The sequence below is a fragment of the Bacillus sp. AFS088145 genome, assembly GCF_002564465.1.
Lineage (GTDB): Bacteria > Bacillota > Bacilli > Bacillales > Bacillaceae_G > Gottfriedia.
On sequence record NZ_NUUX01000013.1, the window covers coordinates 166,967 to 192,191 of the forward strand.

At 34.3% G+C, this 25,225-nt stretch carries 20 protein-coding genes; 2 read left to right on the top strand and 18 right to left on the bottom strand.

What is annotated here, in order from left to right:
• Window positions 1–386: 386 nt before the first annotated feature.
• From COI44_RS09005 to COI44_RS09020, 4 genes are all read right to left on the bottom strand, one after another.
• Complete coding sequence (locus tag COI44_RS09005) at window positions 387–1,301, bottom strand: LysR family transcriptional regulator (RefSeq protein ID WP_098427637.1); 915 nt, start codon at window positions 1,299–1,301, stop codon at window positions 387–389.
• 263 nt (window positions 1,302–1,564) lie between these two features.
• Window positions 1,565–5,689, bottom strand: a complete 4,125-nt coding sequence (locus tag COI44_RS09010; protein WP_098427638.1) for a S8 family serine peptidase — start codon at window positions 5,687–5,689, stop codon at window positions 1,565–1,567.
• Window positions 5,690–6,602: 913 nt separating this feature from the next.
• Window positions 6,603–7,391, bottom strand: coding sequence for an enoyl-CoA hydratase/isomerase family protein (locus COI44_RS09015; RefSeq protein ID WP_098427639.1), 789 nt, complete (start codon window positions 7,389–7,391; stop codon window positions 6,603–6,605).
• A 224-nt stretch (window positions 7,392–7,615) separates the two neighbouring features.
• On the bottom strand, window positions 7,616–8,533 hold the full coding sequence (locus COI44_RS09020) for a LysR family transcriptional regulator (protein ID WP_098427640.1): 918 nt from the start codon (window positions 8,531–8,533) through the stop codon (window positions 7,616–7,618).
• A gap of 330 nt (window positions 8,534–8,863) precedes the next feature.
• Between COI44_RS09020 and COI44_RS09025 the strand changes: the two genes are divergently transcribed.
• Complete coding sequence (locus tag COI44_RS09025) at window positions 8,864–10,210, top strand: flavin monoamine oxidase family protein (protein ID WP_179887059.1); 1,347 nt, start codon at window positions 8,864–8,866, stop codon at window positions 10,208–10,210.
• A gap of 56 nt (window positions 10,211–10,266) precedes the next feature.
• Window positions 10,267–11,193 (top strand): DMT family transporter, encoded by a 927-nt coding sequence (locus tag COI44_RS09030; RefSeq protein WP_098427642.1) that lies wholly within the window; start codon window positions 10,267–10,269, stop codon window positions 11,191–11,193.
• Window positions 11,194–11,409: 216 nt separating this feature from the next.
• Here COI44_RS09030 and COI44_RS09035 read toward each other — a convergent pair whose 3' ends face one another.
• The 14 genes from COI44_RS09035 to COI44_RS09100 all read right to left on the bottom strand — a co-directional run bounded on the left by COI44_RS09035 (window position 11,410) and on the right by COI44_RS09100 (window position 25,082).
• Window positions 11,410–12,807 carry an aldehyde dehydrogenase family protein gene (locus COI44_RS09035; protein ID WP_098427643.1) on the bottom strand — a complete coding sequence of 466 codons (1,398 nt, stop codon included), beginning with the start codon at window positions 12,805–12,807 and terminating at the stop codon, window positions 11,410–11,412.
• Between the two features lie 61 nt (window positions 12,808–12,868).
• A complete protein-coding gene (locus COI44_RS09040; protein WP_098427644.1) occupies window positions 12,869–13,069 on the bottom strand; it encodes an aspartyl-phosphate phosphatase Spo0E family protein in 201 nt (66 codons plus the stop codon).
• A 166-nt stretch (window positions 13,070–13,235) separates the two neighbouring features.
• The gene (locus COI44_RS09045) at window positions 13,236–14,213 is read right to left on the bottom strand and encodes an electron transfer flavoprotein subunit alpha/FixB family protein (RefSeq protein WP_098427645.1); all 978 of its coding nucleotides are present in this window, start codon (window positions 14,211–14,213) and stop codon (window positions 13,236–13,238) included.
• Between the two features lie 20 nt (window positions 14,214–14,233).
• Window positions 14,234–14,998: an electron transfer flavoprotein subunit beta/FixA family protein gene (locus COI44_RS09050; protein ID WP_098427947.1), complete on the bottom strand. Its 765-nt coding sequence runs from the start codon at window positions 14,996–14,998 to the stop codon at window positions 14,234–14,236.
• 149 nt (window positions 14,999–15,147) lie between these two features.
• Window positions 15,148–16,311, bottom strand: coding sequence for an acyl-CoA dehydrogenase family protein (locus tag COI44_RS09055; protein WP_098427948.1), 1,164 nt, complete (start codon window positions 16,309–16,311; stop codon window positions 15,148–15,150).
• Between the two features lie 52 nt (window positions 16,312–16,363).
• Window positions 16,364–17,134 carry a 3-hydroxyacyl-CoA dehydrogenase gene (locus tag COI44_RS09060; protein WP_098427646.1) on the bottom strand — a complete coding sequence of 257 codons (771 nt, stop codon included), beginning with the start codon at window positions 17,132–17,134 and terminating at the stop codon, window positions 16,364–16,366.
• A gap of 91 nt (window positions 17,135–17,225) precedes the next feature.
• Window positions 17,226–18,002 carry an enoyl-CoA hydratase/isomerase family protein gene (locus COI44_RS09065; RefSeq protein ID WP_098427647.1) on the bottom strand — a complete coding sequence of 259 codons (777 nt, stop codon included), beginning with the start codon at window positions 18,000–18,002 and terminating at the stop codon, window positions 17,226–17,228.
• Window positions 18,003–18,159: 157 nt separating this feature from the next.
• A complete protein-coding gene (locus COI44_RS09070; protein WP_098427648.1) occupies window positions 18,160–18,954 on the bottom strand; it encodes a citryl-CoA lyase in 795 nt (264 codons plus the stop codon).
• 289 nt (window positions 18,955–19,243) lie between these two features.
• Window positions 19,244–20,431: an acyl-CoA dehydrogenase family protein gene (locus COI44_RS09075; protein ID WP_286163839.1), complete on the bottom strand. Its 1,188-nt coding sequence runs from the start codon at window positions 20,429–20,431 to the stop codon at window positions 19,244–19,246.
• 86 nt (window positions 20,432–20,517) lie between these two features.
• Window positions 20,518–20,928: a MaoC/PaaZ C-terminal domain-containing protein gene (locus COI44_RS09080; protein WP_098427649.1), complete on the bottom strand. Its 411-nt coding sequence runs from the start codon at window positions 20,926–20,928 to the stop codon at window positions 20,518–20,520.
• A gap of 25 nt (window positions 20,929–20,953) precedes the next feature.
• On the bottom strand, window positions 20,954–21,397 hold the full coding sequence (locus COI44_RS09085; RefSeq protein ID WP_286163865.1) for a MaoC family dehydratase N-terminal domain-containing protein: 444 nt from the start codon (window positions 21,395–21,397) through the stop codon (window positions 20,954–20,956).
• A gap of 94 nt (window positions 21,398–21,491) precedes the next feature.
• Window positions 21,492–22,307 carry an SDR family NAD(P)-dependent oxidoreductase gene (locus COI44_RS09090; protein ID WP_098427651.1) on the bottom strand — a complete coding sequence of 272 codons (816 nt, stop codon included), beginning with the start codon at window positions 22,305–22,307 and terminating at the stop codon, window positions 21,492–21,494.
• A gap of 59 nt (window positions 22,308–22,366) precedes the next feature.
• Window positions 22,367–23,545 (bottom strand): lipid-transfer protein, encoded by a 1,179-nt coding sequence (locus COI44_RS09095; RefSeq protein ID WP_098427652.1) that lies wholly within the window; start codon window positions 23,543–23,545, stop codon window positions 22,367–22,369.
• Between the two features lie 337 nt (window positions 23,546–23,882).
• Window positions 23,883–25,082 (bottom strand): acyl-CoA dehydrogenase family protein, encoded by a 1,200-nt coding sequence (locus COI44_RS09100; protein ID WP_098427653.1) that lies wholly within the window; start codon window positions 25,080–25,082, stop codon window positions 23,883–23,885.
• Window positions 25,083–25,225 lie beyond the last annotated feature (143 nt).

Here is a 25,225-nt window from a genome sequence, read left to right on the forward strand (position 1 = left end):
TTAAGCTTGCATTTACAGTAAATTGGGGGAATCAACATATGATTAATCGTAATTTTTGATAAAAATCGACATTTTTTTCAGTTTTTCACCATCGATATTGAATAAAAAAGGAATATATTAAGTGAAATATTAACAATTTGACCTAATTTTCATTTTAAAAGAATAAAAATAATTTTCACACTTGGGGGAATTATGATTTTCTATAACTCCAATGGTTGGTTATTACAAGCATGTTTTATTACTAACTTAAAAACAATAAAAAAAGAAAAAACCCTATATTTAAAGGATTTTTCCCTAAAATTTGTTCTTAATAAAGATTAGTTTCTAAATTAAAACTAGAATATTTTATTTGTAAAAAATTACCTATTTCTTTTTCGATTAATCGATTATTTAAAACTCATATCGATCTCCGATTTTATTAATTTCATAAACTCCTTTTCACAACTATTAGCATGTTTTTTTTGTGATTTAGTCAAACATAACAAGATATCGTCATGTCCAAAATTTACTAAGTCAATTGATACAATATTACCATTTATTACATGTGGATGGTTTTTGAGCGCAAAATCCGGAGTTAGTGTGATTGCTATATTTTGATTAATTGTTTCTACGATAAAATGTGCATCATTTGCAGTAAATAGTAAGTTGATCTCCTTTAAGTTGTTAAAATGTCTTGCAATGTACTCCCTTAAAAAAACCGAATCATAAAGTACAAAGCTTTGATTATGTAGCTCTACCGGTGTAATCTTTTCATAAAATGCTAATGGGGAATGTTTACTTACAAACAATTTCATCTTACCTTTTAATAAGATATCAAAATCTAAATCATCAATTGTATTAATCAGACTATTTTCCAAAGCAATCAGACCAATATCAATCGTTCTTTGTTGTATTTGGTCAAGTATTCTTCGTGTATCATCTTGTGAAATCGTTAATTCAATATTCGGAAAGACTTCTTTAAAAATGGATACCGGTTTTAACATTAATTCCATAAAGGAACCAATTGCAGCCACTCTCAGCTTACCCGTATCCAAAAAAGTATTCTTCCTAGATTTATCCTTTAATTCCTGAAATTTTGATAACACTTCAAATGATAGTTTAATAATTTGTTTTCCTTCATAAGTTGGAACTGGTCCTTGTCCTCTTTGACGGTCAAATAGTTTAAACCCTAGTTCATTCTCAATATTTGTAATGGCTTGACTGATACCTGATTGAGTTACATTTAAGTTTTGTGCTGCTATTGATATTGAACCAGTTTTTGCTACCTCTACAATATATTCTAGATGCACTGGATTCATCATACTTCCCTCTTTTCAATAAATTACAATTTTATTCATTTTACTATAGAAAGATTTTTAACTAAACCATGTTGTAAATAATAATCATTATTTGACTGTGATCATAGAACAAGTTGTTCAAGTTGCGGTAAAAGTGATAATGAGAAAACGAGTCTATAGAAATAATTCTAAGACTCGTTTTCGTTTTCGTTTTCATTTTTCTTTATTAATTCATTTGTATAATCTTTTTTAGTATTCCTAACAAAGAAGAATTCAATTTTAACTATTTAATTAAAACTTTTTTTCAATTCCTCTAATGTAATTTTCCCAGTACTCTTGATTGGAGTAATTGAAGTAGGAAAATATGGATTTGTTGTCATAAAGTTCTTTTCAACAAAGCTGAAGTCTTTAATATCTACGACTCCATCTTTGTTAAGATCTTCTTTTAAGTTCACACCTATTACTTTTGCTTTATTTGCGATAAGTTTCGCATCATAAATATCGATTACATTATCATCATTTACATCACCAGCAGCAGTAGTAGCCATATTGATACTATAGTAATTCCCTTGTAATTCACCATCAATCTTTCTACTTAATTTTATTTTATTACTAAATGTGTAATGTCCTGGGATATTGACTACTAATGTATAGAGTTCCTCTGTCACAGGGATATCAGCAAAAACCATTTTTCCAATTTTTGATATGGTTGCTTTATATTTATTACCCTTACTATCTACTAAAAATGCTTTTATTCCGATTGTTGAATAATCTAATTTAGTTCCAAGTTTAATTGCTTCACCGCGGAAATATCCTTCAGCGTAACTGTGTTTACTGATTAAATTAATACTATCAGCAAAAGTTTGCACGCTTGTCGTTTTACCTTCATTTGTTTTATAAGAGCTTTCAGTGGAATAGAAAGTAGCTTTTCCATAAAACCATAGATCATCAACGACTTTCATCGTAATATCTAAAAGATTAATAGAATTATTAAGTTTAATTGGTAGATTAGTTTTTGTATCAAACAGGTCCACACCATATGTGACCATGTCAGAATAAGTATCTGACTTTATTTCCGGTTTTGCTACACGGATTGTCCATTTATTTTTAGCTGCTAAATCTTTTAATTCTTGAGTTGGCTTGACATTCATTATTTTAAATAAATGAGGTACATCAATTGACGTTCTGGCACTCGTTAAGTCGATAGGATTATTTACTGAGAATGTTGTTGTAAATTCTGTACCAAGTCCAACCGCTTGATTATTTCCTTTAATTTGTGCATATTGAGTTCCCTTCTTCATCATAATATATCGATCTAAATTAATATTTGAAGCGGTAGCATAGTCAAATGAAAATAAGTCAATAGTCGTTGGCTGATCATTGTATTCGTCTGGTAAAACACCAAACTTAAAGTCACCATTTTCATTTGGTACAAGATAATCAGTTGGAAAAGAATCGTCATCTTGATAAACAATTACATTGTTAGCTGCTTGTGTTATTGCATGCCCTTTACTCTTCAGGTATTCAATTGTGTCATCATAAACTTTTCCATGTACCCAATAAGCTTTATAGTCTTTTCCATCATATTCTGATTTCTCAGTCGTTAAATCCGCGTTTGTTAATTCATGAATACCAAATGTTTTATCATATGTTACTTTTGGTGCAGTATTATCAATAACCATATCATTATCGATTTTAAAGGTTTTACCAGTTGAATCCGTTCCTATAAACGAAATAATATATCTTCCTTCATCTAACATAGTGTATTCATCAGAAATAGGTTTCTTTGAATCACCAGTAAAACGTTTTACATCTCCACTAAATGCATTACGGAGTGAGTATGGAGTATCAACAGCTAAACCATCTGCATTTATTGTTCCTACGAGTCCAATTGGATTACCATTTAAGTCTTTAATAATCATATCAATTGTTTTCAATGGACTTCTTAATTGGAATCTTGCTGGAGTATAAGGAACTAACCACGGATGGAAGACACTATAATCATTCGTAATTGCGTTTTGATAGAAATCAACAAACTCTATCCCTCCGTCAGTATAACGAACGTGGAATGGTATTCTATAATCAGAAGTGTTGGATTCATTTCGAACATGAATATAACCTTGATAGTTACCAATTTCTGCATTCGATGGCAGAGTTAGTGTCGCTGAAATATTAATTGAACTATTACTATTTACTTCAAAAGTATTAGGCAGTCCAATAGACACTTTATTTGCTTCTGCATTTTTAGATACACCATCAATTGTTAAGTATTCTACACTCGTAGTATATTTTTGATTTTGATTACTCAAGTTCGATACTTTGATTGTAGTAGTTTTCGTTTTAGTTGCTGTAGAACTTGCAATGCTACCGTATGCGATAGATCCAGTAATATCATCAATTTCTTTTGGTGAACCAAATTCATCAAGGGTCACTGTTTTATCTTGAACTTCTAGTAATGTCGTATTATGCACCGCTGCAAAAGCATCTATTCGACCCGCACCAACTTCATTGACATTATACGTACGACCTTTTAATGGAACAGCGGTATTCATTAAGGTAGCTTTTACATCTGCAACAGTATAATTTGGATGAGATTGTAAAAGTAAAGCTGCAACCCCAGCAACATGAGGTGTGGCCATCGAAGTTCCATCAAAATTTGCATATGCACTCGTATAATCAACGCCATCAGCAGGACTATTTATGTATTCTGGAATGGTAGAGAATGTCGTAACGCCCGGAGCTACAACATCTGGTTTAATATCAAAATTATTTGATACTGGTCCACGTGAACTAAAATCAGCTAACACATCACCCGAAGACATATTTGATTGGAGATTTGATAATCTCACCGTAGAATCAGGATTTTCGTTTAATTTAGTAACTAGTTTATCTCCATCACTTTGTAGCATTTTAAATGAAGGTAAGTATCCAAGGTTCTCACCTAAGTAGTAAGGGATTTCCCCAGTTACGTTATTATAGATTAGAACAGCTACCGCACCTTTTTCATGTGCACGTTTAATTTTTTCATCAAACGTAAGAGTTCCGCGTGAAATTAGAGCTACTTTTCCAGTCAAATCCTTACCAGAGTAATCAGCTTCAGTACCTATCCCAACATTTACCACATGATAATCTTGATCAATAACCTTTAAATAATCTTTTCCCATACCATGTCCCAATAAAGTACTTGGTACTTTCGTATCACCTAAATTCGTTGTAACCGAAGGAACATCAGTCGGCACATCACTCGCCCCTACTGTAATTGCCAATGGTGAAGCACCTGGAGATCCAAGTGTTCCAGGATTCGGACCTGTATTACCTCCTGCAATTACTGTTACAACCCCCATTAAGGCAGCATTATTTATTGCCACTGAGGTAGCAGATAACGAATTGTTTTCGTCATTGCCTAAAGATAAATTAATAACTTGCATACCATCTGCAACGGCTTTTTCAACTCCAGCAATAACCGATGAATCAGAACCTGATCCATAATGTCCTAATACACGGTAAACATTTAATTCAACTTTTGGAGCAACACCAGTCATAGCATAATCAACGGTATTTTCTGGATTTGCTGCAATCGTTCCAGAAACGTGTGTACCGTGATCTGTGTAAAAAGATCGCCCCTCTATAATTTCATCTTCACCAGACTTTTTCCAATCTTCTAGAGTTGTTTCCATCGGATCCGAGTCGTTATCAACAAAGTCATATCCACCTTTATATGCATCTTTTAGGTCCGGATGATTGTAGTCTATTCCTGTATCGATTACACCAACTTTAATTCCCTGTCCGTTAATATTTTCATTATGTAGTTTATCAACACCTAAGAACGGCAATGGAGCTGGCAGTTCTTTTGAATTCGAAACGGGTTGGGCAATTGATTCACTTTTTGGAAGTTGTACAATATTATCTTTCCAAATTCGTTTTACAACACCTGTATCTAGCAAAGCATTGATTTGACTAGTAGGTATTGTCATGGCAACTCCATTAAAGACATTCTCGTAGGAACGGGTAATACTGTATGATGATTTTGAATCTTTACTTTTAAACATTTCTTCCACTCGTTGCTTAAAGTATGCCTGTTCATCTTGTATTTTTTCTTTTTTAGATTTAGCATCTCGCGTAGAAACTGATGCTGCTGAGTCTTCAATTGGTGCTGTATTCAACTCAACAATAATTTTTGATTGAACATCGTTTGATGACGTTAAACTTGGATCAATAATAAACCCATCTTCTGGTGTCAATCGATTTAAAGATTGTCGTTGCTCATCTGTAAGCCCCTTTATAATTGCTTCAGCAGAATTAGTGATCGCATAAGTCTTTTGATGTGGTAATAAATACGTTGTCATAAAACTCGTTGCTAGGACTCCTGTTACCATTACATTTAAGATTTTTTTTGATTTCATTTTCTTCATCCAAAAGCTCCTTTTCTTTGAATAAACTCATTAGTTTAAAAATTAAAAAACTCCTTACTACCCTGCTATTTTATTAATTTATAAAAATATCAAATTGGAATTTCCCAAAGGCCAATTTGATATTAAATAACTGTAGAGAAAATACTGTTCGATTGAGTATCATTTTATTAGCAAAAATTGAAGAACCCATATTGTTGTTGAATTTAATGAATTAAGGAGAAAGATTACTAGTATTAAAGGATCGTTTTAGAAGTAAAGAGATTAATTAATATGGACTAGTACTTGATTCAAATTCTAAATGCGTGTGGAAATTTAGTAAATTGGGGGAATGCTCCGTTTTGAATAATGAATGAGGTACATAATTTCAGACATTTTTTTTAAGAAATTGTCGAATTTTATAATAAAAAACAGAAATTAGTAAGGAATCCTGAAAAGAATTTAATAAATATGAATAACAATTAACTAAAATTAATTTGATAAATGTGAGTATCCTAAAATCTGGGGGAAATAGTGGTTTTTAAGGATTTTTGTTCAAAATTAAACGTAAATTGTCTCGTAAATTAAAAAAAAATTATAAACAGATAAGAAAATATTTATTGTTCGACATTTGAAGAGAATATGTCTGATTTGTTTTGGAGGTGTCGTTAATGCTAAAAATAGACTAACGCCAAAATAAAATAGAATAATCTTCCAATTAAAGTCCACACAAATATCCTCATGATGAGAACGAATAATTATTAGTAACCGAGTTTACTACCACCAATAAAAAAAGAATCTTCAATTTTAGATTCTTTTTTTGCTGTTCATTAAACTATACTGCCCTATAGTATTTTCATGAAAGTAAAATGAAAATACTTTGAAATTCTATCAAAAAGAAGTAGCAAATGCATCTGCCGCTTCTAACTTTTTGTTTTTATTTTTTCACATAATCAGCTTCGCGTTTTTCCAGAAAAGCTGATATCCCTTCTTTTCCCTCATTACTACTTGCTCTCTCAACAATCATTAAGGACTCCATACTCATTTGGGACTCAAGCGTTTCTTGAAGAGAGTGATAAAGTAACTTCTTCGTTACTCCAAACGCATTCATTGGTCCATTTGCTAGTTTTGCAGCTAAATCAAGGACAAAAGGCATTAATTTATCGTTCGAAAATACATCATTTACAATTCCCCATTCTTTAGCCTCTTTTGCTTCCAATGGTCGATTGGTATACAATAATTCAAGAGCACGTCTTACCCCGACAAGACGTGGCAAGAAATAACTTCCTGCTCCATCCGGTGTTAAACCAATTTTGTTATAAGCCGTAACAAATTTTGAATCCTCAGAAGCATAGACTAGATCGCAAGCACATGCTAGACTCATTCCTCCACCGGCTGCTACTCCATTAACTGCTGCAATCATTGGTTTATTCATTCTAGCAAAATATGAAATAGCTTGATGAAAATACCCTGTTACAATTTTCAGATGAGAGCCAATTTCGTCCCCTTCATTCGCAAAACTTTTTAAATCTCCACCAACTGAAAACTTATTTCCAGCTCCCGTCAGAACGACTGCCCGTATTTTTTCGCTTTCTGAACAAAAAACTGCGACCTCCATTAATTCCTTTGCCATTTGCAAATCAATTGCATTCCCTGCTTCTTGGTGACTTAATGTAATAATCCCAACATATTTTTCAATGTATAGGTGTACATAGTTATTTTTCAATGATAATCCCTCCCATTCTTACTTTCTTAATAAAATCTAATCCTCAACTATCAATTTATCTAAATAAAGAACTTATAACACCCTCTTTATATTCGTTAGCATGATTAATAATCCTGCCCCATTAGTTAAATAAAAAAAGATCCGCTTCTTACCAAAACTAACAAAAAATAGTTAACTATATTACTAACCTGTGTTAAAAATAAGTACAATCATTAACTAAAAAATTATTTAAAGTCCTTACTTTGGACTTCTGTCTTTAAATATTTCATAAAAGTTTTAGCCGTTTTAGTAAAATGATTACTTTTTGATCGAACGATTCCAATTTTATATGAAGATGGGAAACTAGTTATTTCTAACGGAATGATGTCTCCGCTTTTAACATAATGATTATTTTTTAATGCTATTTCTGAAATAAAACTGAATGCTAGTCCATTAGCAACAGACTTATATATAATTTCATAATTGTTTGTTGTAAATAAGATACTGATTGGTACGTAGTTTGTTTTAAACTCATTAATAAATGATTTACATAAATCACGATTATCATCATAGATCACAAATGGTTGGTCAATTAATTCATATGGTGTAATTGAGCGACTGTTAGCAAATGGTGAATGTTTACCCACTATAATTTTCAATTTTGATATGATTAGTTTTTCAAATATAAAATCATTTTCAATCCATATTTTAGGATAAACGAAAGGAATTATCCCTAAATCAATTTTATTTTGCTTGAGTTCTTCTCTTATTTCCTGGTTACTTTTTTCCATTATATTAATCTTTACGTGTGGGAAATCATTCTTAAATAAAGTGATCGTTTTTGTTAAGAGAGTTGAGACGATATTTGGACTTGCTGAAATTCTTAATTCTTCGTTCCATACTGAGTGCTTCGAATAAACATCATCTTTTATCTCCTGAATTTTTACTAATATTTCATTTGCCTTTTTGATAATAGATTCCCCTTCATCTGTTATAACTGTACCGTTTCTAGAGCGTCTAAATAATTTAATTCCTAACTCTTTCTCTAAATTTGCGATGGATCGACTAATAGTTGATTGAGTGACAAAGAGATTTTGTGAAGCCATATAAAAAGATTTCGTTTTAGCAACTTCGACTATATGAGTAAATTGTTCTATATTCATTGTCTATACCCCAATTAGATGATTTTTTATCAAGTAAGTATGATTATTACCAATTATACTTACTTGATAATTGTATGTAGAATTTAGTTAATTCATTTATTCTGAAACTCAAAGACTATTATTTCAAGAATAACTTGAAAATTAATCTATACGAGGTGATTCATTTTAAAAAAAATAGAATTTGTATTGATGAAAAATAGTTAAAAGTGAATCATGAATCAACTTAGAAAAGTAGTAGCTCCAACTTTCAAATTAAACGATTAATTTTACATGGAGGGATTATTTTGAATAAAAAGGTACAGTCAATTTTCGATAGATGGGATGATACTAATGGTCAAAATCGTTAATGATTCCAAAGAAATATATGATGTCATCATCATTGGTGCAGGATTTGCAGGAATCACAGCTTCTCGCGAACTAAGCAATCGAGGTTTTAAAACCTTAATCCTTGAAGGACGAGATCGTATTGGTGGTCGAACATGGACTGAAAAGCGATTAGGTAGAGATCTTGAATTAGGAGGTACTTGGGTTCACTGGAGTCAGCCCCATGTATGGACAGAGATTATGCGTTACGGTCTTGAACTTACCCCATCTCCTTCCCAGGAAGTAGCTTATTGGTTTGAAAATGGAAAGCTAAAAAAAGGTACAAAGCTTGAATTTTTTCAACTGATAGGTGATGCACTAACAAGTTTTTTAGAAGAAAGTCGTTTGCATATCCCTCTTCCTTACTTGCCGCTTACTTCATCAACTATGGAAGAAATTGATAAACAATCTGTAGATGATCGTTTAGATGAACTAAATCTTGACAAAGTAGTGTATGACAATTTAAAGAATTTCTTAGAAGCGTGTTTTAATGGTCCAACGGATGTTGCTGCATATAGTACACTACTTCATTGGTATTCTCTTTCTATGCATGATTTAAAAACTTTGTTTGAAACGATCGCTAAATTCAAATTGGTCGAAGGCACTAAATCGCTTATTGACTCAATAGCATCTGACTCCTCAGCGGACATCCAGTTTAATAAGACTGTAACTCTCGTTGAACAAATAGGTGATGTATATAAGGTAAATACTGTTGATAGTGTTGAGTATAAGGCAAAAACTGTCATCACCACACTGCCTATCAATATCTTAAATAAAATCGAATTTAAACCAGCACTTTCTAAACTAAAGCAACTGGCTGCAATTGAAGGGCAAACAAGTAAAGGTATTAAATTTTTTGCAAAACTTAGAGGGAAGTATGAACCATTTTCGGCCTATGCCCCTTCTGGTAGTCCAATAAATATTTGTAATTATGAATATGATTTAGATGGTGACAGCATAATTGTTGGATTTGGATCAGACGCTTCTCGGATCAATCCAAACGACTTGCCTGCGATTCAGAATGAAGTTCGTCGATGGATTCCAGAAGCAGAAGTTTTAGAATGTACTGGACATGACTGGGTTGCAGACGAATTCTCTGGTCAGACATGGAACATGCAAAAACGTAATCAAAAAACTCGTTATATGGCTGAATTACAACGACCAGAACAAGGCGTTTTCTTATCAGGTTGCGATTATGCAAATGGTTGGCCAGGTATGATGGACGGCGCAATTGAAAGTGGTCTAGTTGTTAGCCGAAAAGTTCAAGAATATTTAAATTTGAGATCTGCTAAAATGATTAATTTAATCAATTAAAGTTAATTGATTTCCCAAATATCTAAGATGCTCATTTTGAACTATGGAGGGTATTAATGGCAAAAGCATATTTTTTTCTTATATTAGTTCAATTTTGCTATGCAGTTCCACTAGTTATTAGTCAAGTTGCTCTTGAACAAATACCAATCTTTTTATTCACTGAAATTAGTTTTATTGCAGGTTTTATTTTCTTACTTCCCTTCTCATTGAAGAAAGAGAAAGTGAATTGGATTAAACTAGGAAAAAACAATTATGGTAAGTTACTTATTCAAGGGTTTTTAATAAATATTTTACTAAACATTTTTTTACTTTTTGGAATTAGTCATACTAGTGCAACCGCCACCGGGATCATTAATAGTTCTACTCCTGCTGTCATTTTAATCCTATCATTCTTCATTTTACGTGAACGTATTAAAGCACATTCTATCTTGTCTATCTTATTTGCGATTGTAGCTGTTACTTTACAATCCTTTATTAGTCTAGGACATAGTCCGAAAACCTCATTATTAGGTAATCTATTTATCTTTCTGGCTGTACTCACTCAATCATTTTTTGTTGTTTATTCGAAAAAATTTGCAGCAGATGTACCTCCGATTACGACAGCAACGATTGTAACTTTAGTCGGTTTAATCTTATTTTTACCTCTTGCAATGATGGATGGATATAAATTAAATTGGGCAGCCATTTCCGCTTCAAATTGGTGGATTGATATAATCTATGGTGTAGTTGGAAATGCTTTGGCTCTCATTTTATATTACACCGCAATTAAAAGAGTACACGCTAAAACTGTTGGTATATTTGGAGGTCTCCTACCTATCTTAACGACGATTACAGCATTAGTAGCTCTTGGAGAACCTTTTAGCTTAACGCTGATCGTTTCCCTTTTCTGTATTCTCATTTCAATCGGTATTGCTGTATTAGGTGAGAGAAATAAAAAGGAAGAAATCTCTTTAAGTGCATATGGTGAAATACCTCTAAAATAGAATAAACTGATTAATTTACTAGTTTACACGAAATGCTAGTGATCATAGTAAACAGTTAAATTTTCTGAACAACTCTCTAAAACATTTTCATAAACTAGAAGCGGCAGCAGGCCAAGTTCGGCCAGCTGCCATACTTTAACCTGATTCAGTCTGAAGTATAGAATGAATCTTTTACTTCTTTCAGAACTAAAGAATAATCCGTAAATTACTAATACATTATTTAGTATTTTTTCTTAGTACTTCAAGTTTCCCTTTGTATGGCGCTCTAGCAAAGGACTCCATCGGGCTTGTCCCTACTTGTGCCTGATAAAGTACTCCACGTTCATGAGAAAATTCCTTAAATCCATAAATCCCTGTATATCTACCTATGCCACTTTCATTTACTCCACCAAATGGTAGATTCGGTTCTGCCATATGTTTCATTACATCATTAACTGTTACTCCTCCAGAAGTGGTTCTTGAAAGTACACTTTCTACTACATTTGGATTGTCACTAAATACATATAAAGCTAATGGTTTAGGTCTTGAATTAATTTGTTCAATTACATCATTGAAATCTGTATAAGTTATGACAGGCATAATCGGTCCAAAGATCTCTTCTTGCATGATTTTGGCATCATGTGTAACATTCGTCAAAATAGTAGGATAGAATGTTCTTCCTTCTACTAATCCACCACATCGAACATTGGCTCCCCTAAAAATTGCATCCTCTAGCAATCCTTGTAATCGATTTACGTTTCGCTCATTAACAATTTTTGATAAGTCAACTTGATTAAGTACTCCGTTCTCGAAGTAGCTTGTTTGAATATAGTCCACAACAAAGCTTACAAATTCTTCTAGTTTGTTTTCCTTCACATAAATATGATCTGGGGCAAGGCATATTTGTCCAGCATTTGCGAATTTACCGAAAGCTATTCTTGGAACAATTTTCTCCAAGTCAACTTCTTCATCAATAATAACAGGACATTTCCCGCCTAATTCTAATGTAACGGATGCAAGATGTTTTGCAGCTGCTTTCATAACTACTTTCCCTACACTAGTACTTCCTGTAAAAAGGATGTGGTTAAACGGAAACTCAAGTAAAGCATTTGAAAGTTCGACTCCTCCTTCAAAAATAGCGACCTCTGATTCGTCGAATAATTCATTTACAATTTTAACAGCTAATTTGCTAGTCGAGGGAGCTAATTCAGAAGGTTTCAAGATACAGACGTTTCCAGCCCCAATAGCTGGTATTAATGGATAAAATAGTAGCATGAACGGAAAATTCCAAGCAGAAAAGATAAGACATTGGCCTTTTGGTTCAGAGATTATTTTAGTTTTAGCTCCCAAATTTCGAGCTGGGGCTTCTATAGGTTCCATCCATTTTTCTAAATTCTCGACAAATAAATCGATTTCATTTATAACACTCATAACCTCTGATGTCAGTACTTCAAAAGCTGGTTTTCCAAGATCTAGTTGAAGAGCTTCTATAATAGCTGGAGTTTCTCTTTGAATCGTTGCTTTTAGTTTATTTAATTTTTCTATTCTTTCCGCAGGTGTCGTTTGCTTAATCACATGTTGATGTTGTTTTTGCAACTGAAATACTCTTTGAATTTCTGTATTAGTAACTTCCATCTTTTCCTCCTCATATCTTTTAAAACGCGTTCATTTCAAATAAAAATTTACGTAAACTTATTCACGTATTGGAATTTCCATTTGATGACACAGAAAGAAGCTCATATTTAAGCTTTTGCCACATGACGATTTTCTCATCTAACTGTTGACTAATTTTAATAACCTGAGGATCAATTAAACCTTTCTCTTCTGACAACTTGTACATGTATTCACGATGATCATTAATACTTCTTAATAATGTAAGTACTTTTCCAAAAATCATTGAACTTACTCCTTTCTAATTTTCCCATGTAACAGTCACCAGTTTAACGATCATTAAAGTAATATTTAGCTACAGTATAGTTTCTGATTATTTTTCAAATATTCTGAATAAACTTAACGTATTTAGAGTAAATAAAAAAATTAGTTTTTCTAACTTATAACCTGACCTAGCTAATAAGAGATAAACCCAATATTTTTTTGAATTCTTCAGTTAAAAGTGGCACAACCTCAAATAAATCTCCAACAATACCGTAATCTGCTACTTGAAAAATCGGTGCCTCTGGATCTTTATTGATAGCTACGACCATTTTAGAGTTAGACATTCCAGCTAGATGTTGAATTGCACCAGAAATTCCACAAGCAATGTATAAATCAGGAGTGACCACTTTTCCAGTCTGACCAATTTGTAAAGCGTAATCACAGTACTCCGAATCGCACGCACCACGAGATGCGCCAACCGCCCCGCCAAGCACATCGGCAAGTTCCTCTAATTGTTTGAAACCACCTTTCGATTTTACACCACGTCCACCTGCTACGATTACTTTTGCTTCCGACAGGTCAACACCACCTGTCGTTTTACATACAACTTCTTTTATAACTGTGCGCAAATCTTTCAGTTTGACGGTAAAATCTACAATTTCAACCCCGCCACCTGTTTCTTCAGCTTGAATATTATTTGGACGAATTGTTGCAAATGGAACACCATATACTACTTTTTTCTTTTCAAATGCTTTTCCTGAATAGATTGGTCTCGTAAAAACTAGTTCTCCAGATTCAATCTGCACATCTATTACATCTGAGACAAGCCCAAGCCCATGACAGGCAGCAATACGTGGTGCCAGATCTTTTCCCATTGCTGTATGAGGTAATAAAATTACTTCAGGCTGTACATCTTCAATCACTTTGCTAAATGCTTGAAAATAGGCATCTGTTGAATATAAATCTAACTGTTTATTCGCCACAATATATAATTTTTTTGCTCCATATTTTCCTAATACTTTCGCATGTATTGTTGAATTACTGCCAAAAGCAGCCGCAATGATTTCTCCACCTTCCGCAATTCGCATAGCAGCAGTTAGTAATTCTAGCGAAACACTTCTTAATTTCCCGGCTTTAGCTTCCGTTAATACAAGAACTTTTTTCATAGACGTTTCCTCCTATCTGATTAGATTACATTTACTTCACTGCGAAGTAAGTTAGCTAGATCTTTAACTTGATCTCGGATTTGCCCTTTGAGGATTTGGCCATCCTTTTTTTCCATAGGAAAAAACGTCTCAGTAACAAATGTTTTTACTTCTACATCTTCTGCGATAAATAAATCGTCAAATGCAATCCGTTCAATTGGCTTCTTTTTTGCTTTCATTATCCCCGGTAAAGATGGATAACGTGGTTCATTTAAACCTTGTTGTGCTGTGACTAATACAGGAAGTGATACTTGGACAATTTCTGTATCACCTTCGACATCACGCTCAATTAAAGCTTCATTGCCCATAATGTCAATTTTAGTTATTGTTGTTACTTGAGGGATACCTAGCTCCTCTGCAACTCGTGGCCCTACTTGTCCCGATCCATTATCAATCGAAACATTCCCTCCTATAATAATGTCAAACTCATATTCTTTAATAACTTCTGCAAGTACTTTGGCTGTACTATATTCATCTAAATCAAAATCTTCACTGTCTACTAAAACCGCTTTGTCCGCACCCATTGCTAATGCCGTACGAAGTGCACTTTCTGAACGTTCCGGACCGACTGTGATGACAGTTACTTCACCACCAAACTTTTCACGTATTCGGATTGCTTCCTCTATGCCGTATTCATCATAAGGATTTATTACGAAATTTACTCCACTTTCAATAATAGTCCCATGCTGAAGCACAATTTTTTCTTCCGTGTCAAATGTTTGCTTCATTAAAACTAAAATGTTCATTTTCTTCGCCCTTTCCAAGTAAACTAAACTCCCTATAGAAAGTACAGTGCTCAATAAAACGCTTACACAAATTCACTTACTTCTATTAAACGGTTATTAATCTATGATTTACCATTTTATTTTTATTAATTTGTCATACTCCTAGCTACTTATAAACCTAAATTTTTGGCGATAATACCTTTCATTATTTCGTTAGAACCAGCATATATTGATCCTGCGACAACATCCCTGTACATTCTTGCAATCTCATATTCTTCCATAAAACCATATCCCCCATGCAATTGTAGACATAAAGGGGCTATTTTCTTTGCTAGATTGGTTATCCACCATTTTGACATTGAAACCTCAGTAACAATATTTTCACCTGCTATATGTTTTTCAATTAGTTGATCAACAAACGTACGACCAAGTTGAATTTCAGTCGCCATTTCAGCAATTCTAAACTGTGTATTTTGAAACTTACTGAGCTGTTGCCCGAATACGGTACGCTCTTTTACATAATTCATTGTAATTTCTAGCATTCTTTCTGCAAATGTAATAAAGCTCACAGCAACCATTAATCGTTCTTGTTGTAGTTTTTCCATCAAATGATAAAATCCTTTGTTTTCTTCACCGATTAAGTTTTCAACTGGTACAACGGCGTCTTCAAAAATAAGTTCCGATGTATCATAAGCATGTTGACCTAATTTTTTTAATTGTTTTCCTTTTGAAAAACCTGGAGTCCCTTCTTCAACAACGATTAAACTAATCCCTTTATGTGGAGATTCTGCATTTGGATTTGTTCTACAAACAACTATGACAAAGTTTGTATTAATGCCATTCGAAATAAACGTTTTTTCACCATTAATAATAAAGTGATTACCTTTTCGTACTGCATTTGTTTTTACTTTAGCAAGATCTGACCCTGTTCCTGGTTCTGTCATGGCGATCGCAGAAATCAGATCACCGCTAATAGCCCGTGGAAACCATCGTTTTTTCTGCTCATTGGTTCCGTATCTTTCTATGTATGGCATAATAACATTATTGTGGATGTTCAGCCCACCTAATCCGGAACCGACTTTACATAATTCTTCTTGAATGACAATTGAATAGCCGAAATCCGCTTTGAAACCTCCATATTTTTCATCTGCCCATGGGCATAAATAACCCATATCTCCCATCTTCTTCCAAAATGATTTTGGAACAATTTTATTTTCCTCCCATTGTTCATAAAAAGGGAGAGCTTCTTTTTCTAAAAATTTACGAAGTGACTTTCTAAAAACGAGATGCTCTTCTTTTAAATAACTTTTTGCAGTGTATTTCTGATCCCCCATCAATCCATTCACCTTGCAATCTCCTCCTTCTATTTTGAGTAAGTGCTCACTTTTATTTTGGTTGCATTCGTAGAGCACCGTCTAAACGAATTACCTCACCATTTAGCATAGGATTTTCGATAATTGATCGAACTAAATGTGCATATTCACTTGGTAGTCCAAGTCGTTTAGGGAATGGTACCATAGAACATAATGCATCTTTTGCTTCATCAGATCTTTTACCAAGCATTGGTGTTTCAAATAAACCGGGGGCAATTGTTACGACTCGAATACCATATGAAGCTAAGTCTCTTGCAATCGGAAGTGTCATCCCAACAACTCCACCTTTTGATGCACTATACGCAGCTTGTCCAATTTGTCCCTCAAATGCAGCTGCAGAAGACGTATTTATGATAACACCTCGTTCACCATTTTGATTCGGTTCGTTTTGGCTCATCTTTTCAGCTACTAAGCGTATAACATTGAATGTACCAATCAAATTTACTTTTACAATATTTGAGAAAGTAGCTAAATCAAAGGGACCTTTTCTACCAAACGTTTTTTGAGGTCCGCTGATGCCAGCACAATTTATGGCAGCTGTAATTCTGCCGAATTTCTCGATCGCCTGATCTATTGCTGTATTCACATCCACTTCTTCTGCTACGTTCGTTTTTACATAAAGTACATGATTATTTCCTAGTTCTTCAACTAAGTTCTTCCCTCTATCATCATTTAAATCAAGAATAATCGCTTTACCACCTTTGTCGACTATGTTTCTAACAGTAGCTTCACCAAGTCCTGAAGCACCACCAGTAACGATGGCAATACTGTCTTTAAAATTCATCTTCATCACGTCCATTTTCAGTTTAGTTTCAGTAGTAGTTTTACAATTTCGCTGAAATAGTCTATTCATTGTTGGGGTTGATCTAGTTCGATTACCTACCTTGAAATTGTGGTTTTCTTTTTTCTAAAAACGCTTGAACTCCTTCTTTTACATCTTCCTTTAGGAAAAGGTCTTGAAACAATTCAGCTTCTCTTTCTAACGCTTTATCAAAGGATAATTCACTGCCTTCATCTACCGCTTTTTTGATATTTTTCAAAGCCAAAAGTGAATTGCTACATATTTTTTTTGCCAATTGTAGTGCCGTTTGCAAACCCTCACCTGTTGGTACTACTTGATTAACCAAACCAATTCTCAATGCTTCTTCCGCTGAAATATGATCACCTGTAAAAAGTAACTGCTTAGCTCTCGCCTCTCCTATTAATCTAGGTAATCTTTGTGTTCCACCTGCACCTGGAAGTAAACCGAGCTTAACTTCTGGTACTCCCAGAATTGCATGTTCTTCAGCTATTCGAAGATCGCATGTTAATGCTAGTTCAAACCCACCACCTAATGTATAGCCATTTAAAACTGCAATAGTAGGCTTTGGTGAGAAGTCAATAAAATTAAAAATTTCATGAGTTTTCATCGTTTGAGGTATAATATTTGGATTACCAATTCTTTGCGGTAATTCTTTAATGTCTGCACCAGCCATGAATGATTTTTTACCTGCACCAATCAAAATAATTAAATTCACTTCATTATTAGCGTTAAGGTCAGAAAAAACTTCTCTTAATGCTTCTTTCATAGCTGCGCTCAATGCATTCATTGGAGGATTATCGATTGTTACAATTGCGATTTGGTCTTGTTTTTCAACTTTCAATAAAGTCATTTTATGTTTACTCCTAAATCATTTATTTAGAAAACAATACCTATGGCCTTAGATATTATTTATTTTTTACATTGTTAGATTCATGTAAACAATTGAAATATTAATAAAGTATCCTACTAAACATTGTCAATTTACGAAAAGCTAGTGGTCACTAAAACTAGTTCTCTAAATTTACTTCCATACCGTTTGAATAAAGTGTATTTTCTTCAATATGATCATAGAGCTTTTGTGCCATGCTTTCTTTTCGACCCGACTCAATTTCTTCGACGATATGACCGATTAATCCAACTGCCCGTGCAGCGACGGCAAATGATTTTACAACACTGTAATGTAAATTCATATCCGAAAAAATTGCTCCAATTGCTCCGGCAGCATTTAGTGTAATTTGTTTCCCTTTTTGGTCAGAAAATTGACGATGAATTTCTTTCATTAAAGCGGTATGTTTCCCACTAAATCCTAGTTCTTCAGCTAAAGTAAACAGCTTAATTGAACGTGGGTCAATCGGCTTATGAATTGGATGACCAAATCCAAAGACCTGTATCTTTTTTTCTTGTCGAAATTCTAAAATATTTCTAGCAATCTTTGTAATATCCTGGTCGTTACCATACGTATGCCAAGCTTCTTGAAGCATTTGTGCAGTATTTTCCATTGCGCCAAGGTAAACTGAACCTGCTCCAAGTAATCCTGCAGCTACTGCAGCCTGCACTGCTTCTGGTGCGCCTAGATAAGTAAAACGAGCCGAAATAGAACTTGGTGTGAATCCATGTTCGCAAACAGCTACCATACATGCATTGAGCATTTTAGACTCTTCAAATGTAGGTCGACGATGAAGTGCACCTAAAAATGCCATGTCTGCCAAAGTAATTTCACCTATTAAATCATCAGTTAAATTGTAACCATGTACATAAATTGCATCTGCACTAGATTTTCCGATTTTCGTCTCGAATTTCATTACTCTCATCCCCACGGTTAATAAAATTTTTGATATTCGTTCTATATTAGATACTTGTTTTGCCCTAAAAGGCAAAATGTGTATCGATTAAAGTTGATAAAGAAACCGCCTTAAGTAATTTACATGAAAATTTGTTTTCCAAAAATTCTAGTTACTTAAAACGGTTACTCATATTTGAAATTTACTTTGATCCGATCGTGTTTCATATGGAATACTGATAGATTGTATAAACCGTACCAACTTGTAAAACCAAATTCCTGCATTACATCAAATTCATCTACTTTGTCATTTACAATCCAAGATTTTTTGCGATTATGTTTTTCATAATTTCAGTTGTACCACCATAAATTGGCATAACCGCAACATCTCGATAACGACGGGCAATAGGATATTCTTCCATAAAACCGTATCCTCCATGAAGTTGTAAGCAACGTGAAGAAATACGTCTAGTCATTTCAGTAATAAACCACTTTGCCATTGAGATCTGTGTAACTATATTTTCACCTTGAATATGTTTGTTTGTTAAATCATCAAGGAAAGTTTGTGCTAATGATAATTCAGTTGCCATTTCAACCATCTCAAATTGAGTGTTCTGAAACGAACTAATTGGTTTACCAAATGCATGTCTCTCTTTTACATAACTCATTGTTGCCTTTAACATTTCTTCAGCTACAACTAATGCACCAATTGAAATTAAGAGACGCTCTTGTTGTAATTTGTCCATCAGATAGTAGAAGCCTTTACCTTCCTCACCTAGTAAATTAGCGACTGGAACATGTGCATCTTCAAATACTAGTTCAATCGTATCAGTAGAATGCTGACCAAGCTTTTTCAATTTTCGTCCCCTAGAAAATCCAGGGGTCTCAGACTCCACTAAGATGATACTAATTCCTTTTCGAGCCGGAGTTGCTTTTGGATCAGTTTTAACGGCAACAAAGAACAAACCAGCATTGATTCCATTGGAAATAAATGTTTTCTGTCCATTAAGAATATAGTAATCACCATCTCGAACTGCTGTAGTGCTCATACTAGCCAAATCAGAACCAATTCCTGGTTCTGTCATAGCAACCGAAGTTGTCATTTCACCACTTACGCATTGAGGCAAATACTTTAGCTTTTGCTCTTCTGTTCCATATCGTTCTAAATAAGGGACGATAATAGAACTGCTCGTGCTCGCTAATGTTCCAACTCCGACACGATTTAATTCTTCAGCTAAAACTAAGTTGAAACCAAAATCCAGTCCTAGTCCACCATATTCAGGTTTGACTTGCGGACAAAGAAATCCTTGTGCACCCAATTTTTCATAAAATTCTTTTGGGGTGTAGTGATCAGCTTCCCATTTCTCAATATGTGGGACTGCTTCCTTTTCAAGAAACTTTTGAAGAGAATTACGAAACATCTCATGTTCATGAGTTAGAAAGGGTCTTTCTCTCTTATATAAATCATAAATTTCGCGATTCGATGTTGTAGTTGACAATCTAGATCCCTCCAAATCATGTTTTTAAATTGTAAGGTTAAAATCTGACGATGTTTATATTTAATTAATATGGAGCATCTAGTAAACTAGGAAATTCTAGATGGTAGTATGGCTTCAAATATTCCTGCAACTTTTACTTCGCCTTCACTATTCTTTGCCAACACTTCGCCCACCACTGTATTGTCAGTCTTTTTCTCTAGCACTTTACCTACAATCTGAATCGATTCACCAGGATAAGTCATTTTGCTAAAGCGGACTTGGATTTTCTTAATATTTTTCCTAGATACCCAAGATGTTACTCCTTGAGAAAGCATCCCCATAATCAACATGCCATGAGCAATAATTTTCATACCTGCTTTGTCAGCAACCTCTTCAACTAAATGCAGTGGATGAAAATCACCAGAAGCTCCTGCAAATCTTACAAGTTGTACCCGAGTGATTGGATCCTTTTGCAGTACCGGGAATTCATATCCTTCATTAATATCCTCAAAAAACATGATTCTTTCTCCTTTCCATTTCAAATTAATGTCGATGCACTAAAGTGCTTTTCGCTTTAGCTACTAGTTCTCCGCGTTGATTAGTGTATTGATTTTCAGAAGTAATCAGATCCATTGCCCCTGTACTACCTTTCTTTGTCTCAGCATTTACCACTTTACTTGTTACAAATAATTTATCTCCTGCTAAAATATCACCAAGATATTCATATGATTGTTGTCCATGCAAAACTCGAACTAGGTTTAACTTCAACTTTTCTACCTTTTCAACTGAACCGTATCCGCCCCATAAATCGATCACTTGTAAAAAAGTAGGTGGTACTGGGATCCCATCAAATCCTTCTTTTCTTGCTGCCTCTACATCGTAGTAAATTGGGTTATGATCATCTAGAGCTGTTGCTAATTCTTTTATTTTTCCTTTTTCAACTTCCAAGCTGTAAGGCTCGAACTCAAGCCCGATTAACTCTTTCACATTTGACAAGTTTATTCACCTCTTTTAGAAAATAATTAACGTTTTAGTTAACTTTAATACAAAAATATAATGATCTTCCTTTATCAAGAAAGTATTAAGTTAGTGACCCTCCGTTAACTCCAAGCACTTGTCCATTTACATAATTAGAAAATGGTGATGCAAGGAATAAAATACTAGCTGCTGCTTCACTACCACTTCCGACACGTTTTTGTGGAATACTGTTAATTAACATATTACGAACTTTTTCAGGAATACCCGCTGCTTCTCCATTAACGATTAAACCTTCTTCTTTTGGACGAGTAAGACGAGTATCAATAAACCCAAATGCGACAGCATTAGCATTTACGTTAAATTGGCCCCATTCCTTTGCAACTACTTTCGTTAATCCCATTACGCCAGCTTTTGCAGAGGAATAATTCGCTTGTCCCATATTACCTCTAACCCCTGAACCAGATGAAACATTGATAATTTTTCGATGATGAACAATTCCTTGCTCGATTTCTTTTTTAGCAACGTCACGCATATATGGTGAAGCCTCACGAATTAATCGGAATGGAGCAATTAAGTGAATATCTAACATTGCTTGGAAATTTTCATCAGACATTTTATGAATTAAACCGTCAATACAATATCCTGCATTATTTACTAAAATATCTAATCGGCCAAATGCAGTAATTGCTGCCTCTACTACTTGTTTAGGGAATGCTGGATCTGTTACATTTCCACAAAATGCAATTGCATCACTACCGATTTCCTTAATTAAAGATGCTACTTCTGCTGCTGGCTCTTCGTCGCGATCTGCAACAACAACTCGCGCACCGTGTTCTGCAAACATTAGTGCCGTATCACGTCCGATTCCTCGACCTGCTCCTGTAATAATTGCTACTTGATTTTCCAATAATTTAACCATTTATTTTCTCCCTCTCAATTGTTTTATATAAAAAATGTAATTTCAATTAATTTAGTAAATTAACCCATTCGATACATCGTAACGACACAAGCTCCGCCAAGTCCTAAATTATGTTGAAGTGCTATTCTTGCATTTTCAACTTGACGCTTTTGGGCTTGTCCGCGAAGATGCCAAACTAATTCGGTACATTGTGCTAATCCAGTTGCCCCAATTGGATGTCCTTTCGACATTAATCCACCTGAAGGATTCACGACAACTTTTCCACCGTACGTGTTTGCTCGATCATTAATGAACTTCTCAGCTTCACCTTCCCCACATAGACCAAGACTTTCATATGTAATGACCTCATTTGGAGTGAAACAATCATGTAGTTCTAATACATCTACTTCATCAGGACCAATACCCGCTAATTCATAAACTTGTTTAGCAGCACGACGAGTCATATCTGCTCCAACTAGATTTATGATATTGTCATGACTTTCGCTAGTATCAGTCGTTAAAGCTTGTGCCACGATCTCGACTGCGTTAGAGATGCCATGTTTTCTAGCAAACTCATCGCTACAAACAATCGCTGCAGCTGCACCACAAGTTGGAGGACATGCCATTAGACGTGTTAAATGTGGTAACAATGTTGGTGCATTCATTACTTCATCAACCGTCAGAGATTTTGTAAAAAGTGAATAAGGATTTTTAATTGCATGACTCCTTGTTTTCACTGATACTTTTGCAAAAATATCTGGATTTGCGTCATACTTTTCAAGATACTCTTTACCAGCTGATCCAAATAATCGTATCGCATTCGGTGCATCTGGAACCTCAGGCCAAAGTTCTTTAACGCGTTCTTGTAACCAACCAGTCGCAGGTGTTCGGTCATCCCAGTGAGATTTTAGTGCACCTGGCTGCATTTCTTCAAATCCGAATGCCAAAGCACATTCAACTGTACCTGACTCGACAGCTTGTCTAGCTAAAAACAATGCATTGGATCCAGAAGAACAGTTATTATTAATATTAAAAATTGGAATACCCGTCATTCCGACTTTATATAGTGCCCTTTGTCCACATGTACTGTCTCCATAGATATAACTTGCATAAGCCTGTTGTATTGCTGAATAGTCAATACCTGCATCTTCTAAAGCGCCTTTTACTGCTTTGGCCGCCATAACCTCATAAGGTTCATGCATTCCAGGTTTTGTAAACGGTACCATATTTACGCCGATAATCTTTGCTTTTTTGCTCAAAATCTATCCCTCCTTCATTATTGTGTTTTTTTGTAAAAAGATTCTAAATAATTAGAATCCTTATATTTATAATAGTTTCATTGTTTAGTTTTTAATAGTTTAGAAATTAAAAGGTATGTTAAATAAATATTAATGTACATCAGTAACTGGGTTCTAAAATAATTTGGAAATTGGAATCTCATTCTTACTAGTTTTTACAAGCAGTCAAAAAATCCAAACACTATTAGATTCATTAAGACTCTACGCGTTTGGATTATTTACTTACTTTCTATCAATCTTACATAAATTAACGAGAACATAACGATTACGTGTATATAAACAATCATTCAAAATCGATTTACATACCAAGATTCTTTGCAATGATATTTTTCATAATTTCAGATGTTCCCCCACCAATCGATGAAACTGCAAGATCACGATAGCGACGAGCAATTGGGTATTCTTCCATAAACCCGTATCCTCCGTGAAGCTGCAAGCAACGTGTTGCGATCTTTTTAGCCATTTCAGGTATATAATATTTCGCCATAGAGACTTGGGTATCGACCTTCTCTCCTTTCATATGACGAGGAATTAAATCATCTAAATAGCTACGAGCTATTGCAAGTTCTGTCGCCATTTCTGCAATTTCAAACTGAGTGTTTTGGAAAGAACTGATTGGTTTTCCAAATGCTTGTCTTTGTTTCACATATTCAATAGTCGTTTTTAAGATTTCTTCTGCAACGATACAGACTGAATTCGCTGCACTAATTCGCTCTTGTTGCAATTTGTTCATTAGAATCTTAAAGCCTTTTCCTTCTTCTCCAAGTAAATTAGATACAGGTACACGAACATCTTCAAAAATCAATTCAGTCGTATCCCATGAATGTTGTCCTAATTTTTTCAATTTACGACCATTTGAAAACCCTTTTGTACCTTTTTCAACTATGACAACACTTACACCTTTATGTGCTGGTGTTGCATTTTTATCTGTTTTAACGACTACAAAAAACAATTCAGCGTTAATTCCATTTGAAATAAACGTTTTCTGTCCATTAATAATATAGTGATCACCATCTCGAACTGCAGTTGTTCGTATCCTAGCTAAATCCGATCCTGTACCTGGTTCTGTCATTGCAACCCCAGTAAGAATTTCACCACTTACAAATTTAGGTAAATACTTTTCCTTTTGTTCTTCAGTTCCATATTCTTCAAGATAAGGTACTATAATCGTGCTGTGCATCGATGCTCCACAAATCCCACCACCAATTCGATTAGCCTCTTCACCAAGAATTAAATTAAAACCGAAATCGAGGCCTAACCCTCCATACTTTGGATCAACCTGAGGCGCAAGAAAACCTTGTTCACCCATTTTATGAAATAATGCACGTGGAGTGTATTGATTTTCTTCCCACTCTTCAAGGTTCGGAACAATCTCTTTTTCGATGAATTTACGTAGAGAAGTTCGAAACATTTCATGCTCATTCGTATAAAAAGGTCTTTTTGTATTAAATAAATTAAATTTAACTAGATTAGTTGTAATTGTTGTATTTGTCATCATTAATTCCCTCCATTACTAATACAAAAGCTGTTCATTAATGTCGTTAAAAATAAAGGCTTTGCGTAAATATTGTTGCTATTACAGTATGTATGTGTAAGTTGATTTCCACTTCAAAATACTCGCTTTCCGTGGGGCGAGAGCTA